This is a genomic window from Chryseobacterium sp. AG844, from assembly GCF_003182335.1.
GTDB classification, from domain to species: Bacteria; Bacteroidota; Bacteroidia; order Flavobacteriales; family Weeksellaceae; genus Chryseobacterium; species Chryseobacterium cupriresistens.
The window spans coordinates 74,507-91,717 of record NZ_QGTV01000003.1 but is presented as its reverse complement, the minus strand read 5'-3'; the positions used below and the strand labels follow the sequence as shown (position 1 = coordinate 91,717).

Below are 17,211 nucleotides of genomic sequence, written 5' to 3'. Positions count from 1 at the left end.
AAGTGCCCTAAAGTTCAAACAGAGCAGGTCTTTGTGTTACTTCATGATAGCAGACACTGTTTTCGTCAAAGAAGTGGTACACAAGGCTTTTTCTGGTTCTGTTTTTATCTGTGTGAGGTTCTCCGCCGTGAAGAATATTGGCATGCCAGATCAGTAAATCTCCTTTTTTTGCTTTAAAAATTTCTTTCTGTAAGCCTAATTCTTTTACTTTATCTTCCAGAAAGGTTTCATAGGCTCTGTAGCTTTTCTTGCCGATTTTCAGGGCTGTACCTTCATTATCATAATCAGAATTCAAGAAATAAGGAAGCTTATGACTTTTAGGAATATAATGAAGCGCTCCGTTACTTTCGTCTACATCTTCCAGGGCAATCCATACTCCAAGCAGGCCTCCCAATGGATAAGTGGTCATATGGATACTGTCAGAATGGGTTTTCTGCTGGCTGCCGTTGATGAAGTTGATACTTTGGAAAAGCTTGGATTTTCCGTCCAGTAAAACAGATAAAAAGTCTAACAGTTCTTGATCACTTCCAATATTTTTAATGATTTCTGAATGATGGATTGCAAACATCAGTTTTCCTCCGTAAATAAATTTCAGAGTCCCGTCCTTCATCAGTTTATCAATTTCAGTATTGATTTGATCTGCTGTTTCCGGACTAAGGAAATTTCTCAGAATCATATACCCATTCTCATCATACTGAAGAGCACTTTCTTTATTTTCTTCAGAAAGCTTCTTAAAAAAAGGGGTTTCCTTCAATTTTGTATAATCCAGTGTTCTTTCACTAGCTGGAAGATGAGCAAAATCTTTGCTTGAAATACTTGAAAAATAGTTCTTATTGATTCCGTATTTTTTATATAATGGAATATTATGCTTTAATTTATTCTTTTTAAACAAGTTATAAAGCATGTATGATAATTTGTACTGACGAATCTGTTGTAACATAACTGTTTTACTAAGGATTTTATAAAGTTACGGAATATTACTTAATTAGAACCAATCTAAACAATGCTTTTCATCATAAAAAAGACTTTCCTCTCAATATAAGATACCCTAACTTTTTGAAAAGGTTCTTTTTTGAATTCTCAATAATTCCGTAAGGCCTTAATTCCGGCCGGAATCCGCGGAAAAATTCCTCAATATTGGGGAGTTCTCCTCCTTCAAAATCAAATATATGAGTTTCAATATTCTCTTTAATGACATGATCAATCAATACGGATGCTCCTGATAATCTGACATAATTTTTATCATTAAAATTTCCTAAAAGCGCTACCATACCACAGTCCGTATAGGTAGCAATTATATTGATAATCTTATGCTGATAGTAAAATGCCGTAAATTTGAGGTAACCAAGATGATGAAAACTTTCAAAGATCCTCATGAATTCTCCGAGATCATTTTCTTTGCTCAACCCTATAGTATTCGCTTCAATAAAAGCTTTAGCTTTATCATAAGTGATTGTTTTAATTTCTGATTCTTTTAAAACACCTTCATCTAACCGAAGTTTTCTTTTTCTTTTGGGTGAGTATCTCGAATATACTTTCTCATAATCCTCAGGATACAGTAAAAAATTCTTCTTGATTCTGATCTTTGTACGAAGCTGATTGACATCATTGAAAGGATATGCCCTGATCATATAGTTTTTTTCCAGATATTCCAGAAAAGCCTCATTAAGATCCACATCATCTTTAACGGAAAAAACACCAAGCTGCTGACAAAGCTTAGGGTTATGCACGATTTTCAGCCCATATTTTCTTACGAAAGGAACAGGCATTACTGCTTGGTAATCTTTATAAACAAGAATTTCCCAGGGCATTGTAGAAGTAGTATCTAAGAAATGCTTTGTAGCAGAATATTTTCTCTGCTCGGAATTTTCTAAACATTGAGCATATTTTACAAAGTCAATTTCATGGTATTTTAATCTTCTAATCATAACAATCCTGCGTCCGAGAAACTAAAATAAGCATCCTGCGTGACAATAATATGGTCTAAAAGCTGAATACTTAGTGTATTTCCTGCTTCTTTTATTTTCTGTGTGATATTGATGTCTTCCCGGCTTGGTTTTAAGCTTCCGGAAGGGTGATTGTGGGCAATGATAATGCCGGTTGAAAAATGATCCAGTGCGGCTTTATAAAGAGTTCTTACATCTACAATAGACTGGCTGATTCCTCCCTGGGTAAGCTGGGAGACATGAATCACTTTATTGCTGTTGTTAAGGAAAATCGCCCAGAATTCTTCTGTTCTCAGATCAGAAAGCTGGTTTCTGAGAATGACATAGGCATCGTGACTGTTTCCAATCACCGTTTTTTCAGGAATTTCCTGAACAGCTCTCCTCTTTCCGATCTCTAAAGCCGTAATGATTGAAATAGCTTTTGTAGCACCAATTCCCTTGAATTTCATCAGGTCTTTAACGGATAGCAAACTTAGCTGATGCCAGTTGTTACTGACAGAATTCAGAATTTTTCTTGCAAGCTCTACAGCATTCTCATCCCTGTTTCCACTTCCCATAATAATCGCCAACAGCTCAGAATCCGAAAGTGAGCTCTTGCCTTTCTGCAAAAACTTTTCTCTGGGTCTGTCATCTTCTGCAAGAAATTTTATAGCCATGGAAAAGGAATTATAAGTTAATAGAATGCATATAAAATGATCGGCTTCTTCGACTGATCAATATATTTTGCCGTTTCTTTAAAAGCATTTATTGAAAGCATAGGACAGCCTAAACTTAAACATGCAGGATTCCGGGATTCAGTATCAGGAATGCATCCGTAAGAATGAAGAACAATGGCTCTCTGCATAGCATTACTGTTGGTAGAATCCAGACCTGCCAGCCGATACGATTTACCAAATTTTCCTACATAGCTTTCTCCAATAGCATATTTTCCAAGGGATGACTGATAAGATCCTTCAATATTACTGAATTTCAAAGCATCTGACTTTGGAATAACTGAACCTGAACCATGAGAGACAACAGCCTGCTGTAAGATTGTATTGTTTTTCAGGTTATAAATAAAATAGCGATACTTTCCTGAAGGGATTTTAAAGTTGATAAAAACAGCCAGTTCCTGATTGTACTCTTTTCCTTTAATATAATTTTTAATCTCCGAAATCCTTGCCTGAGGAATACCCAATGGATTCAACTGCTGGGAGTCAGCTTTTGAACAGGAAATTACTATTAAAAAAAGAAAAATAAGGTGTTTCATCATCCGGTTTTGTATACTGCTACTCTATGATCATTCCGTCTTTCATAACAAGCTTACGGTCTGTAATTTCTGCAAGATTAGGGTTATGGGTTACAATAACAAAAGTCTGGTTGTATTTGTCTCTAAGATCGAAAAACAATCTGTGAAGGTCATCCGCATTTTTGGAATCCAGGTTACCTGTAGGCTCATCTGCAAAAATGATTTTCGGTGAATTGATTAAAGCCCTTGCCACCGCTACCCTTTGCGCTTCTCCACCAGAAAGCTGGTTGGGTTTATGATTCAGTCTTTGCTCTATCTTCAGATCTTCAAATAAAGCATAAGCCTTTTCGATAGCTTCTCTTTCGTTGGCTCCTGCTATTTTTGTCGGAAGCAATACGTTTTCCAACGCGGTAAACTCCGGAAGAAGCTGATGAAACTGAAATACGAAACCGATATTCTGATTTCTGAATTTTGAAAGCTGCTTATCATTCATATTGATAAATGATTCACCTGCTATTTCAATTTCAGTATCGTATTTACCGGACTGGGTGGGATGATCCAGTGTTCCTAAAATCTGCAGCAGTGTAGATTTACCTGCTCCTGATTCTCCTACAATAGAAACCACTTCTCCTGTTTTGATATGAATATCAACTCCTTTCAGTACCTCTAAATTCCCATAAGATTTATGGATATTTCTTGCTTTAATCATGATTCAAAAATAGTGAATTGCCTGCAAATAAAAAACCGCTTTTTGAAGCGGTTTGTATTTTATTTTACTTTTTGAATGTTTAGATTCCGGCAATCTACTTATACAGTTCTTTTCTATTAATTTTTTAAATTATTACAGTCTTATTTTTTATAAAAATATTTGTACCAGAAGCTTTTTCTAAACCTATAAGGTTTTTGAAACCTTATAGGTTTATCATTCATCATCATTTCCATTTACCCAAAAAAACAAAAAAAACCTCCCAGTCCGGGAGGTTTCAATATTTTCAATTCAGAAAATTACAGTAACAATGTTAATGGACTTTCTAAATAGGTTCTTAAAGTTTGTAAGAACTGAGCACCCGTAGCACCGTCTACCACTCTGTGGTCACAAGCTAATGAAAGTTTCATAGTGTTTCCAACTACGATCTGACCATCTTTAACGATAGGCTTCTCGATAATTGCTCCTACTGAAAGGATAGCAGAGTTTGGCTGATTGATGATACTTGTAAACGTTTCAATTCCGAACATTCCTAAGTTGGAAATAGAGAATGTAGATCCTTCCATTTCGTTAGCCTTAAGACCTTTACTCTTAGCTCTTGATGCCATATCTTTCACAGCTGCGGAAATCTGGGTATACGTCATCTGATCTGTATTTTTCAATACAGGAACTACCAATCCGTCCGGAATAGCTACTGCTACACCAATATTGATATTTCCTCTGTGGATGATCTTATCACCGGCCCAGCTTGAATTTACCTGAGGGTGTTTTCTTAAAGCAATTGCAGTGGCTTTAATGATCATATCATTGAAAGAGATCTTGGTATCCGGTAAAGAATTGATTTCTTTTCTGGCCTCAATTGCCTTATCCATATTGATCTCAACCATCAGATAGTAGTGAGGGGCAGTGAATTTACTTTCAGAAAGACGTTTTGCAATAATATTTCTTACCTGAGAGTTTGGAGTTTCTGTATCTTCACCCTGTACAAAGCTTACTGCAACAGGAGCAGCGCTTGCTGCAGGAGCTGAGGCAGCTGGTTTTGCAGCTGGCTGATAGTTTTCAATATCTTTTTTAACGATTCTTCCGTTTTCACCAGATCCCTGAACACTACTGATATCAACTCCTTTATCCTGAGCCATTTTCTTAGCCAGTGGAGAAATTGCCACTCTGTCAGAAGATGAAGAATTGGCAGCCGGAGCAGCTTTTTCTTCTGGTTTAGCTTCTGTTTTTTGTTCAGCTGGTTTTTCAGTTGACTGACCCGCAGCTTTTGGAGCTCCTACAGCGGAAACATCTGTTCCTGCAGGGCCAATGATTGCTAATACGGAATCAACCGGAGCAGCACCTCCTTCTTCTACACCTTGCTTCAATAGTACTCCATTGAATTCAGATTCGAAATCCTGTACCGCTTTATCTGTTTCGATCTCAGCAAGAAGATCTCCTTCTTTTACTGTATCACCTACATTTTTGTGCCATTTAGCCACCTTACCTTCTGTCATTGTATCAGAAAGTCTCGGCATTGTAATAATTTCAACTCCTGCCGGAACTTCTGCAGCAGCAGACGCAGCAGTTTCTGCTTTAGGCTGTTCTTCTGATTTTTTTTCTTCAGTTGCAGCAGCGGGAGCAGCAGCCCCACCTGTCAATCCTGAAATATCTTCTCCTTCATTCCCGATAATAGCTAAAACAGAGTCTACAGCAGCAGCAGATCCTTCTTCTACACCTACGTATAAAAGAGTCCCTTCTATTTCAGATTCGAAATCCTGAACTGCTTTATCAGTTTCAATTTCAGCTAAAATATCTCCTTCTTTTACTTTATCTCCTACTTTTTTATGCCATTTGGCCACCTTACCTTCCGTCATTGTGTCGGACAGGCGGGGCATCGTAATTACTTCTGCCATAATCTATATTGATTTGAGATTCGAGATTTGAGATTTGAGATTTCAGAAATTTCAAACTTCAAATTTCAAATTAATTTTTATTTTTTAGTTTTCTAATTTGTCTAGGAATGGATAGTCTTCCTGAGCATATACATACTCATAGATTTTTTCTGCATCAGGATACGGAGAGTTTTCCATAAATTCGATACACTCTTCAACAAAGTCTCTGGACTTGTTATCGATAGCTTCCAATTCTGTTTCTGTAGCCCATCCGTTTTCTAAGATTCTATGTTTTATCAATTCGATCGGGTCATCATTTTTATGAAGAGCTACTTCTTCTTTAGATCTGTATGGCTCAGCATCAGACATTGAGTGTCCTCTGTAACGGTAAGTTCTTGCTTCAATAAATGTAGGTCCGTCTCCTCTTCTTGCTCTTTCAATAGCTTCGTAAGCAGCTTCTGCTACTTTCTCAGGATCCATTGCATCTACAGCAAGGCAAGGCATTTCGTAACCTAATCCTAATTTATAGATATCTTCGTGGTTGGCAGTTCTTTTTACAGAAGTTCCCATTGCATATTGGTTGTTTTCCACAACAAATACTACCGGAAGTTTCCAGTTCATTGCCATATTGAAAGTTTCATGTAAAGAACCTTGTCTTGCAGCACCATCTCCAAAGAAACAGATGTTTACAGCTTTTCTGTCGAAATATTTATCAGCAAAAGCAATACCTGCACCTAAAGGAATTTGTCCTCCAACGATACCATGTCCTCCGTAAAAACGGTGTTCTTTACTGAAAATGTGCATAGATCCACCCATACCTCCGGATGTCCCTGTAGCTTTACCACAAAGTTCTGCCATGATTCTTTTAGGATCCACGCCCATCGCCATTGGATGAATGTGACATCTGTAAGCAGTAATCATACTGTCCTTTGTCAGATCCATTGCATGTGTAAACCCGGCAGGGATAGCTTCCTGACCGTTATACAAATGTAAAAATCCTCTGATCTTTTGTTTTAGGTAAAGAGAACGGCATTTGTCTTCAAACCTTCTCCACATTGTCATATCTTCATACCACTTCAGGTATACCTCTTTAGAAAATTCTTTCATGTGTTAGCTCTTGCTTTTTTATGATGAAATAGTTGAGCAAAATTATGAAAAAAACTTTGTTTTTATTCTATACATAGATAACTTTTCGATTTTTCTGTAAAATCTACTTGCAGGCCGGACGGATTATTCTTAATTTTCGAGCCTTTGAAACTCTCATAAAGCAACCTTTTATTAATCATTTTCTTATCATGACAGCTAAGCAATCAGCCTGTTAATGTGGCTTTTCCGAAATTACGATTAATATAAAAATACAGGAAAATGATTATGCTTCACTCTCCATTTCCTTCCCCTTTAATTATCGTTAATATATCTTTTGGTTATTTCAATAGCTTTTTTTTCGGAGAAAAACCGGTAAGTTTGAGCGTTCTGTCTTCAATTTCATTAACAAAATTGCCATATTGGCTGGCTGTTCTTGCTTTAATTTCCTTCCATTCCTGATCTGCCAAAAATCCTTCCCAGGCCGTTTTCATAGTGGCTTCATCTTTCCATTCAAGCAGATAAACAAATTCTGTTTTATCTTTAAATTCCGATTCCCAGATAGACACAATGGTAAACCCATATTTTTTCATTATTCTCAAAGCATGATCTCTGAAGCGGTCCAGAAAAACCTGCTTGTTCTCTTTAGGAATTTCATAAATTCTTAATTGATGTACAGGCGGCGAAGAAATATTTTCCGTGGAAACCTTTTGGCCGAAAGTAAAAAATCCTAAGATAACCAATACGAATGTGAATAGGTGTTTCATGATAATGATTAAACTGATCAATTAAAAATAAAACATTTCCTGCAAAATTTAATATTAATCTAAAAAGTAAAAAAAAGTTAGTACATCAAAACCTATTAATAATGAATTATTTTCTCAATTTATCCATCAACTTCCACCGGCTTCTTCCCCTTGTTTTTTGATGTTATAATGGTATATTTGACCTTTAAACTTGATTATGGAAGAAAAACAGTCTTCATTATTACATAAAATTTCAAAAGTCATTTCTGATTTTTTTAATCCTTTGGTCTCTCTGATCATTTTCTTTACCTACATGAGCATCAGGGAATATTCTCTTAAGGATTCTATGCTGTATTTTCTGCCTGTATTATTAATGATCATTATTCCGGTTGTTGTATGGCTGGTATGGAATGTGAAAACGGGAAGATATACCAATATGGATGTCTCCAATCGTGTTCAAAGGAAAAGCCTGTATATATTTATTGCAGTTTGTGTCATTGTTTATCTTCTTTTTAATTATATCAGAAACGGATATATTGATCTTGTCATGTTGTTTATTCTGGTACTTCTTTTCGCCCTGCAGATCAGTAATCTTTTTATCAAAAGCTCGATGCATACAGCATTCAATGTATTTGTAGCAGCATTATTTTTCTCACTCGACTGGAAAATGGGTCTGGTGTGGCTGGGAATTGCTGTTTTGGTCGGAATTACCCGTATCATTTTAAAAAGACATACCGTAAAAGAAGTATTTATGGGGGCTGGAATAGCTTTTCTGGTATCTTTTATCTATCTTTATTGCAATATTCAATTTCAACATTAGAATACTCTATGAAAATAAATCATCTTACTGCCGCAGAAGAAAACTTTATGAAGCTGTTTTGGAAAATGGAATCTTTCTATCTGAAGGACGTTATGGAGCAGCATCCGGAACCGAAACCACACCAGAATACGGTTTCCACTTATTTGAAAATATTAGTTGAAAAAGGCTATCTGTCCACTGTAAAAGAAGGGAGAATCTTCAAATACAGCGTGCTTGTTCCTTTAGAAGAGTATAAAAAATTCCTGTTAAAAGAGCTTTCACATAACTTTTTTAATCATTCAGGGAAAGAAATTCTGGAGCTTTTATTAAGTGAAAAATTAATTTCCCAGGAAGATATGAAAGGCTATTTCGATCTTAAAATCGAAATAAAGCCGGCAAAAATTGAAGAACCTAAGTTCGAAGTAGCTGAAGAAATCCTGAATCCCAAAAAAGAAAAGAAAACCAAAGGAAAGGAAAAAGAGAAAGACAAGGACAAGGACAAAAAGAAGAAAAAGAAAAAAGATTAATTTAAATTCAAAAAACACCAAATCATGAAAACAAAATTCCAGGAAACTCTAAGCCGGGCCAATGAAGCCATTTTCCGATATCCGATGGTTTTGGTAATGGCTTTATTAGCTTCTGCCGGTGCCATATGTATCGCGGAAACAGATCGCTTTGAAATCACTTCTTATATCAAATTTATCATTTGTGCCTGTTTGGGAATTTCCCTGATGTTTGCATTAAAAATGCTGTCACAAAGGATCGGAAAAGAATTATTACTGCACGTATCCGGCGTTATCTTTCTCATCGGTTTTTACTGTATTCTCCCTGACAGAAAGGAAAGTTTTACAGAAGTGCATGCTTATCTTATCGCTGTTACCGCTCTTCTCTCCCATTTACTCGTATCATTTATTCCGTTTCTGGAGAGAGACAGAGAGCTCAGGTTCTGGCAGTACAACAAAAATCTTTTTATCAATATCTTTCTTACTGCCGTATTTACCGGAGTTTTGACTGGTGGCGTTGAATTGGCAATTCTGGCCATTGATAGACTTTTTGATTTTAACTTTCATGACAGAATTTACAGAGATACTTTCTTTGTTCTCGCTATTTTCGGGAGCAGTTTTATATTCCTTTTATTTAATGATAAAGGCTTAAACAACCTTGAAAAAGATGGTACCTATCCTGTTGTTCTGAAGTTTTTCACTCAGTTTATTTTAATTCCTTTACTCCTGATCTATGTAACGATCCTTTATTTCTATTCTGTTAAAATAGTCATCAACTGGCAGCTTCCGAGAGGCTGGGTTTCTTATCTTGTTTTAGCGTACAGCATTGTGGGTATTCTTGCATTGCTTCTGGTACATCCTCTGAAGCAGGAAAACGCAAAATCCTGGGTCAGGATATTCTCAAAAGCATTCTATTATACAATCCTGCCTTTGATTATTCTGCTTTTCACTGCAATTTTTACCAGAATTTTAGAATATGGTTATACAGAACCAAGATACTTTGTTCTCCTGCTTGCTTTATGGCTGTTAAGCATTGTAGTATATTTTATTTTTAACAAGAAAGCCTCTATAAAATTCATCCCTGTCAGCTTATTTTTATTTGGCGTTTTTGCATTGATTTTCCCTTACCTTAATGCTTTTAGCGTAGCTAAAAGAAGTCAGAAAACGGAATTAATGAATATCTTAAACCAACATCAGCTGATCAGTGCCGGCAAGATTAATTTCCAGAAAAAGGTTACAGATACAATCCGTACTGAAATTGCCAATAAATTTGAATTTCTGGCTGAAAGAAAACAAGGGGCATTCCTATCGGGTTTACTGAATGAAAAAGATCAGGCTGAATTGTCAGAAAATATTGAAAAAGGTTCCTTTTACAGTATCAATTACAGCATTCAGAATAAGTTTTCAGATGTGAATGTCACTGTAAAAAACAGGGCGTACGAAATGAACAGACTCGTTCTTGTTCGTGAAGAAAAGGCTGTAGGAATCGGGAATTATCAATATTTAATTTCTTTCCATCGGTATAGCAGAGATCCACAACAACTGAATAATGATCAGTTTGAGCTTACGGACCAACTGACAGAAAAATCCTCATTGAAACTCAGTTTAAATGATCAGGAAGAAGTAGATTTCGGACCACAGATTATTAAACTATTTGAGGAAAATAAAAACAAAACAGGAAACGTAAAACTTTCTGAAATTGCGATGGAATCTGACTTAGGCAAGTATCACGTTAAACTTATTTTCAATGAGATCACAAAGGAAAAATACTCTGAAAATGACACTGCCGATATTTATTACGAAAACGTTTACATTCTTATAAAATTAAAATAACGTTCCAATAAAAAAGAGACTACCTTCTGGATAGTCTCTTTTATTTATCTGAGTTGTATAATTTATCTGTTCGTTCCGGAACTCCAAAGCGGAGAGTTTCTTCCGTAGATCACAAGATTTCCGTCATCCTGAACGGACAACTTGTTTGCTCCTTTACCACCTGTATTTGAACTGAAGGCAACGCCATTTCCACGGGTATACACTACCAGATTACCATCTTCCTTGAAAATTGCTCTTACTCCTCTGCTGGTTGTCTTTGCTTCCCATACAGGAACACCGGATTTGTTATAAAATACCACAACATTTCACCCCAAAATTATAATTAAATGATTTACTGGAAATAAAATTTCCATAAAAAAAGCGGCTTAAAAGCCGCTTTATATTTTTACCAACGATTTCCGCCTCCGCCACGGTTGTTACCATAGCCTCCGCCTCTATTGTTGTTGTTACCATAACCTCCACCTCTGTTGTTATCGAAGCTTCTTCTTGGTTTTTCTTCTCTTGGTTTAGCTTCAGATACGTTTAGAGTTTTTCCGTTGAATTCTTTTTGGTTAAGAGCTTCAATAGCTTGCTTTCCTTCTTCATCACCCATCTCTACGAAACCGAAACCTCTGGAACGACCAGTTTCTCTGTCTGTAACGATTTTAGCTGATGATACATCTCCAAATTCTGCGAATAGATCGTGCAACTCATACTCTTTAGTTGCGTAATTGATGTTTGAAACAAAAATGTTCATTTTAAATAAATTAAAAAATTAATAAAAATTTGGTATATAAAAGAAAAACAACATAAATTAATGAACAAATATTGATTCCAAATATAAACGTATGCAAGATACAATTAAAAATTTCAAATCAAAGCTTTTTTTACATATTTCTCACATTATGTTGAGTACAAGCGATCAAAAAGGATATAAAAACAATTTAAATAACTGAAAATCAAACAATTAAATACTGTATTATCATTTAGTTAATTTATTTAACATTTGACGTAAAAAACAACCTTTATCCAACTTAATCCCGCATTTATATTGACGCACTTATTTTCATTTTAAATTCGAAAAAACATCAAATCATCAACATATGAAACAGCATATCACCAATTACACAGATACTCTTATTGAAATTGCTGAAGACCGTCCGGTTTCCCAGGCACAGATTCCTCCGGAAAAGAAAACAAAGACACTCGCCAACCTTCAATATGAGAAGCTGATAAAACAGCCTTATCAATACTCGTCCGATGATCTTATTTTTGAATGTTATGCAATTAAAAATGATCTATCAGAAAGCGAAAAACAAAGTGAAAGAGAAAAATTCTTTTCCAAAGGCCAGCCCTGCCTCCGGTGCTCTCCTCTTGCAAAAAAATACGGATTCGGATTTCATCACAATTCCGAAGGAAAAGTTGCCCTGATTCCTGTGGAGAGTGAAGAATATCAGATATTGCTAAATGACCGTTCTGTAGCAAAAACAAAAGCCATGCGTTCCAAAAGAAAATGATTGAGAAAATGAATGATTCTTTTCAGTTCAATGAATACTATTCTTTTGAAAAGATCAGCTTTTAACACTAAATTTGTACTTCAAATTATTAAAAGATATGAACTACCATACCAGAAAATGGGTGAAGCCCGAAGATTTAAACCCCAACCATTCACTTTTCGGAGGAAGACTTCTTCAATGGATTGACGAAGAAGCGGCATTGTATGCTATTATCCAATTGGAAAACACAAAAGTAGTAACCAAATTTATCTCTGAAATCAACTTCGTGAGCTCCGCCAAACAGGGAGATATTATAGAAATAGGAATTGAAGCTACTCATTTCGGTTCTTCTTCTATTACTTTGAGATGTGATGTAAGAAACAAAATGACTCATCAGACGATTATTACTGTAGAAAGAATTGTTATGGTCAACCTTAATGCGGAAGGTAATCCTGCTCCTCATGGCAAGACCCAGATTGAATTCGTAAAAGACAGGTTAAACAAAAGCTTATGAAAATATTCATAAAGAATATGGTCTGCAACAGATGTATTGCGGCGGTAGAAAATATTTTCCGTAATGCAGATGTAAGGATAAGCAATATCTTATTAGGTGAAGTAGAAACAGAGAATGAAATTTCACCTGAAAAAATCCAGATGATAGAAAAGGAATTGCTTGAGACAGGTTTTAAAAGGATCATGGATTCTGCACATCAGACCGTAGAAAAAATCAAAAACCTGATTATTGTGAAAATAAGCGACCTTGATATCCCGGAAGACTTTCTGCTTTCAGAATTTTTAAGTTCAAAATTTCACAAGGATTACAGCGCCCTTTCAAAAACATTTTCGCAAAACGAAAATATCACATTAGAGCAGTTCTTCATTCTTCAGAAAATTGAAAAAGTAAAAGAACTTCTTTTGTACAATGAATTCAATCTTACCGAAATTGCAGGAAAACTAGGCTACAAAAGTGTTCAGTATCTTTCTTCCCAATTCCGCAATATAACCGGATTTACTCCCACAGAGTTCAAAAAACTTAAGGAACACCATCGCAAGGCGCTTGACAATCTTTAATACGTTTGAGTGTTTGAGGAGTGAAGGAATTAAGTATCCCTATCATACTTACAAACTCTCAAACGCTCAAATCCTACAACTCTACAACTCTCAAGCCCTCTTACTCTTATACTCTCAAACTCACCCACTCCACCTAATTTTATAACTATTATCCTTAAATTTATAACAACCTTAGTTTTCCATTTTGGAAATTTGTAGTATAAATTTAAGAATCATGGAACAACAGTATAAAATACTCGGAATGACCTGTTCCGGCTGCCAGAAAAAGATATCCAACCAACTAAACAGTGTTGATGGTGTTAAAGCCGATGTAAATCTGGAAACCCATACCGCCACCATCACTTCTGATCATGGAGTGAAACTTTCAGTTTTAAATGATGCTTTGGCAGAAATAGGAAAATACAGACTCGAAGATCCCAATACTCCAGATACAGCCTTTGTAAAACCTCAGAACCGTGTATCTCCGTCTTCGGTATACTATTGTCCAATGGAATGTGAAGGCGATAAAGTTTATTTCAAGCAGGGCGAAAGATGTCCTGTCTGCAAAATGTATCTGGTTCCTATTGAAGAAAAGCTGGCTAAGGATCCTAATCATAAACCAACCTATTCATCAACCAACCTTCCTGAAAACTTTAAAGATAATATCGGGAAGCATTATTGTCCGATGTTCTGCGAAGGGGATAAAGTATACGATGAGAAAGGCAGCTGCCCTGTTTGTCATATGGATTTGGAGCCTATCACTGAAGAACTTGTACAAAATGTAAGCTCTCATCAGCATCACGCTCATTCGCATACTGCCCACAATCATCACGATCACCATCACAGCCATCATCACGAAGCACCAAAAGTGACTGATGAAATGGCCGGCAGATATTACTGTCCGATGTATTGTGAAGGCGACAAAACCTACGATTCCAATGTAGGATGTCCCGTTTGTGGAATGGACCTTGTAAAATATCCTGAAAAGAAAACTGCAAAATACACCTGTCCTATGCATCCGGAAATCATCCGTGACGAACCCGGAGACTGCCCGATCTGTGGAGTGGATCTCGTAAGAATGCCAGACAGCGGTGATAACGAGGAAGATGAAACCTATACCATATTAAAGAGAAAATTCATTACCTCACTGATATTTACGATTCCGGTTTTCATTCTTTCGATGGGAGGAATGTTGATCAATTTTCCTTTTTCTCATCAGGTTCAGGGATTTATTGAGCTTGCTTTAACGCTTCCGGTCATGTTTTATTCAGGATGGTTTCTGTTGAAAAGAGGCTGGGTTTCTTTCAAAACATGGAATCTCAATATGTTCAGTCTTATTGCTCTTGGAGTAGCCGCAGCATTTATTTTCAGTATTGTGGCCTTATTCTTCCCGGATATTATTCCACATGAAATTCGTGGACACAATCATGAAATCCCATTGTACTTTGAGGCTGTCTGTGTGATTTTAACCCTTGTTATTTTAGGTCAGCTGATGGAAGCAGCAGCTCATAAAAAAACGGGAAATGCCATTAAAGAATTAATGAACCTTTCACCTGATGAAGCCAATCTTTTGATAAACGGTGAAGAAAAAAAAGTACTGCTTTCCCAGGTAAAAATAGGAGATTTATTAAAAGTAAAACCGGGTGAAAAAATTCCCGTAGACGGAAAAATCATTGAGGGAAATTCTATTGTAGATGAAAGCATGATTACCGGAGAACCCGTTCCTGTTGAAAAAAGTGTAGACGATAAAGTATCTTCCGGAACCATCAACGGTAACCAGGTATTCATTATGAAGGCAGAAAAAGTAGGTGATGAAACACTGCTTTCCCAGATCATTAAAATGGTGAATGAAGCCAGCCGCAGCAAAGCTCCTATCCAGAAGCTTACCGATAAAGTTTCTAAAGTATTTGTCCCTGTAGTCATTCTTATTGCTGTGCTTACTTTTATTCTGTGGCAGTTTTTCGGTCCGGAAGGGAAAAGAACCTTATTTGCTTTTGTGAATGCTGTTGCAGTTCTTATTGTGGCTTGTCCCTGTGCCCTTGGACTGGCAACTCCAATGTCTTTAATGGTTGGAATCGGGAAAGGTGCTAAAAACGGAATCCTTATCAAAAATGCAGAAGCTCTGGAACAGATGAATAAAGTAAATGTTTTGATTACTGATAAGACAGGAACTTTAACAGAAGGGAAACCCTCCGTAGAACATATTGAAACGGTAAACGGAGATGAAAATCAAATTTTAAAACTGGCTTTTTCTCTGAACCAGAATTCTGAACACCCGCTTTCCAATGCCATCATAAAAAGAGCAAAAGAAGAGAATGTAAGTGCTGAAAAAGTAGATCAATTTGAAAACATATCTGGAAAAGGAGTCAAGGGAAATATCAATGGCAAGACCGCTTATCTTGGAAATGAAAGTCTATTGACCTCGCATCAGATTATGATTCCGGAGAGCTTAAAACAGAAAGCAGTAGAGGTTCAGTCTAAAGCCCATACAATTTCTTATATCGCACAGGAACAGCAGGTGCTGGGATTCGTAAGCTTTACAGATAAAATCAAAGAAAGCTCTAAGAAAGCCGTAAAACAGCTGATGAGTGAAGGTATAGACGTCATCATGATGACCGGAGACAACGAACACACTGCCAAAGCTGTTGCTGATGAGTTAGGAATCAAACATTTCAAAGCCAACTGTCTTCCTGAAGACAAACTGAATGAGGTAAAAAAACTACAGCAGCAGGGCAAAATTGTAGCGATGACGGGAGACGGAATCAACGACTCTCCTGCCCTTGCACAGTCTGATGTGGGCATTGCTATGGGTACAGGAACAGATGTTGCGATTGAAAGTGCTGAAATTACTTTATTAAAAGGCGATATCCTAGGTGTTGCAAAAGCTAAATTACTGAGTGAAAAGCTTCTCAGAAACATTAAGGAAAATCTGTTCTTCGCATTCATCTATAATGTGCTGGGCGTTCCGGTTGCGGCAGGATTATTGTATCCATTCTTTGGAATTCTTTTATCACCAATGATTGCAGCTGCTGCGATGAGCTTCAGTTCCCTGTCTGTGATACTGAATTCATTGAGATTAAACTCCGTGGATCTGGATATAAAATAATAACATGACAAAAGAAAATCTTTACATAGGGTGTTCGGGATTTTATAATAATGACTGGAAAGGGTCTTTATATCCTGAAAATGCCCCAAGTAAAGATTTTCTTTCTTTATACTCAAAAACGTACAATGCCGTAGAAATCAATTCTACTTTTTACAGGAAGCCAACCTCAAAAACACTGTTGAAGTGGCATGATGAAACACCCGAGGGATTCAGATTTTTCATTAAAATTCCAAAGGTAATTACGCACCAAAACCGGCTTGAAAATTCCAAGGACGAGATTGCTGTATTCTGTGAGCACATTCAGGACAGTCTGAAAGATAAACTTTCCGGATTTCTGTATCAGCTTCCTCCTTCCTTTAAAAATACTGCAGAGAATACAGAACGGATTATCAACAATATCGATTCCAGATTTCTGAACGTCATTGAATTCCGGCACAGCTCATGGTGGCAAAAAGAGATATTCGGTCTTTTAAAACAACATGATATTGTCTTCTCAGGCGTAAGTTTTCCAGGCCATCTTCCTGAAGACTTTATTATTAATCATCCGGAAATACTCTATTACAGACTTCATGGAAAACCAGTTCTTTACAAATCAGAATATAGTAAAGATTTCATAGATGCATTAGCTGAAAAGATTAAAAATACCTCTCAAACCTCTTTCATTTTCTTTAATAATACCTGGGGAACGGCAGCTATTAAAAATTCGCTGTATTTAAAAAGCATTCTAAAATAATGAACTGACTCTAATGATTTGATTTTGTTAAAATAAAATAATTCCCCGTCAATTGAAGAATATTGAAATCTTAACAAACATAGAAAAATACTATCGTTTTCATATTTATAAATGTTAAATTTTAAAGAA

18 protein-coding genes are annotated in these 17,211 nt (G+C 36.3%); 8 read left to right on the top strand and 10 right to left on the bottom strand.

What is annotated here, in order from left to right; genetic code table 11:
• Window positions 1-7: 7 nt before the first annotated feature.
• From DEU40_RS04305 to DEU40_RS04270, 8 genes are all read right to left on the bottom strand, one after another.
• Entirely contained in the window at window positions 8-904 is an 897-nt protein-coding gene (locus DEU40_RS04305; protein WP_228406441.1) for a phytanoyl-CoA dioxygenase family protein, read from the bottom strand.
• A 109-nt stretch (window positions 905-1,013) separates the two neighbouring features.
• On the bottom strand, window positions 1,014-1,928 hold the full coding sequence (locus DEU40_RS04300) for a hypothetical protein (protein WP_110008691.1): 915 nt from the start codon (window positions 1,926-1,928) through the stop codon (window positions 1,014-1,016).
• Window positions 1,925-2,602: a RadC family protein gene (radC, locus tag DEU40_RS04295; protein WP_110008690.1), complete on the bottom strand. Its 678-nt coding sequence runs from the start codon at window positions 2,600-2,602 to the stop codon at window positions 1,925-1,927. Before radC ends, DEU40_RS04300 begins: the two co-directional genes overlap by 4 nt.
• Window positions 2,603-2,619: 17 nt before the next feature.
• A complete protein-coding gene (locus tag DEU40_RS04290) occupies window positions 2,620-3,198 on the bottom strand; it encodes a murein L,D-transpeptidase catalytic domain-containing protein (protein ID WP_110008689.1) in 579 nt (192 codons plus the stop codon).
• 16 nt (window positions 3,199-3,214) lie between these two features.
• Entirely contained in the window at window positions 3,215-3,883 is a 669-nt protein-coding gene (locus tag DEU40_RS04285) for an ABC transporter ATP-binding protein (RefSeq protein ID WP_002979895.1), read from the bottom strand.
• Between the two features lie 296 nt (window positions 3,884-4,179).
• On the bottom strand, window positions 4,180-5,775 hold the full coding sequence (locus tag DEU40_RS04280) for a pyruvate dehydrogenase complex dihydrolipoamide acetyltransferase (protein WP_110008688.1): 1,596 nt from the start codon (window positions 5,773-5,775) through the stop codon (window positions 4,180-4,182).
• Window positions 5,776-5,859: 84 nt separating this feature from the next.
• Window positions 5,860-6,861: a pyruvate dehydrogenase (acetyl-transferring) E1 component subunit alpha gene (pdhA, locus tag DEU40_RS04275; RefSeq protein WP_110008687.1), complete on the bottom strand. Its 1,002-nt coding sequence runs from the start codon at window positions 6,859-6,861 to the stop codon at window positions 5,860-5,862.
• A 317-nt stretch (window positions 6,862-7,178) separates the two neighbouring features.
• A complete protein-coding gene (locus DEU40_RS04270) occupies window positions 7,179-7,604 on the bottom strand; it encodes an NIPSNAP family protein (protein ID WP_110008901.1) in 426 nt (141 codons plus the stop codon).
• 196 nt (window positions 7,605-7,800) lie between these two features.
• On the opposite strand from DEU40_RS04270, the gene DEU40_RS04265 reads away from it, so the two are divergent.
• The 3 genes from DEU40_RS04265 to DEU40_RS04255 are packed head-to-tail and all read left to right on the top strand — an operon-like array spanning window position 7,801 to window position 10,718.
• Window positions 7,801-8,403 (top strand): phosphatase PAP2 family protein, encoded by a 603-nt coding sequence (locus tag DEU40_RS04265; RefSeq protein WP_110008686.1) that lies wholly within the window; start codon window positions 7,801-7,803, stop codon window positions 8,401-8,403.
• An 8-nt stretch (window positions 8,404-8,411) separates the two neighbouring features.
• On the top strand, window positions 8,412-8,909 hold the full coding sequence (locus DEU40_RS04260; protein WP_110008685.1) for a BlaI/MecI/CopY family transcriptional regulator: 498 nt from the start codon (window positions 8,412-8,414) through the stop codon (window positions 8,907-8,909).
• Window positions 8,910-8,933: 24 nt separating this feature from the next.
• Window positions 8,934-10,718: a DUF4153 domain-containing protein gene (locus DEU40_RS04255; protein WP_110008684.1), complete on the top strand. Its 1,785-nt coding sequence runs from the start codon at window positions 8,934-8,936 to the stop codon at window positions 10,716-10,718.
• 62 nt (window positions 10,719-10,780) lie between these two features.
• Here the strand turns inward: DEU40_RS04255 and DEU40_RS04250 are convergent, their stop codons facing one another.
• Both DEU40_RS04250 and DEU40_RS04245 read right to left on the bottom strand, forming a co-directional pair.
• Complete coding sequence (locus DEU40_RS04250; protein WP_110008683.1) at window positions 10,781-11,017, bottom strand: hypothetical protein; 237 nt, start codon at window positions 11,015-11,017, stop codon at window positions 10,781-10,783.
• An 86-nt stretch (window positions 11,018-11,103) separates the two neighbouring features.
• Entirely contained in the window at window positions 11,104-11,454 is a 351-nt protein-coding gene (locus DEU40_RS04245) for an RNA recognition motif domain-containing protein (protein ID WP_034696719.1), read from the bottom strand.
• Window positions 11,455-11,800: 346 nt separating this feature from the next.
• On the opposite strand from DEU40_RS04245, the gene DEU40_RS04240 reads away from it, so the two are divergent.
• From DEU40_RS04240 to DEU40_RS04220, 5 genes are all read left to right on the top strand, one after another.
• Window positions 11,801-12,214, top strand: a complete 414-nt coding sequence (locus tag DEU40_RS04240; RefSeq protein WP_110008682.1) for a DUF6157 family protein — start codon at window positions 11,801-11,803, stop codon at window positions 12,212-12,214.
• Between the two features lie 97 nt (window positions 12,215-12,311).
• On the top strand, window positions 12,312-12,707 hold the full coding sequence (locus DEU40_RS04235; protein ID WP_110008681.1) for an acyl-CoA thioesterase: 396 nt from the start codon (window positions 12,312-12,314) through the stop codon (window positions 12,705-12,707).
• Window positions 12,704-13,264: a helix-turn-helix domain-containing protein gene (locus DEU40_RS04230; protein ID WP_110008680.1), complete on the top strand. Its 561-nt coding sequence runs from the start codon at window positions 12,704-12,706 to the stop codon at window positions 13,262-13,264. The genes DEU40_RS04235 and DEU40_RS04230 overlap by 4 nt, the downstream gene beginning before the upstream one ends.
• 214 nt (window positions 13,265-13,478) lie before the next feature.
• Complete coding sequence (locus DEU40_RS04225; RefSeq protein WP_110008679.1) at window positions 13,479-16,349, top strand: heavy metal translocating P-type ATPase; 2,871 nt, start codon at window positions 13,479-13,481, stop codon at window positions 16,347-16,349.
• Between the two features lie 4 nt (window positions 16,350-16,353).
• Entirely contained in the window at window positions 16,354-17,082 is a 729-nt protein-coding gene (locus DEU40_RS04220; protein WP_110008678.1) for a DUF72 domain-containing protein, read from the top strand.
• The last annotated feature ends 129 nt before the right edge of the window (window positions 17,083-17,211 follow it).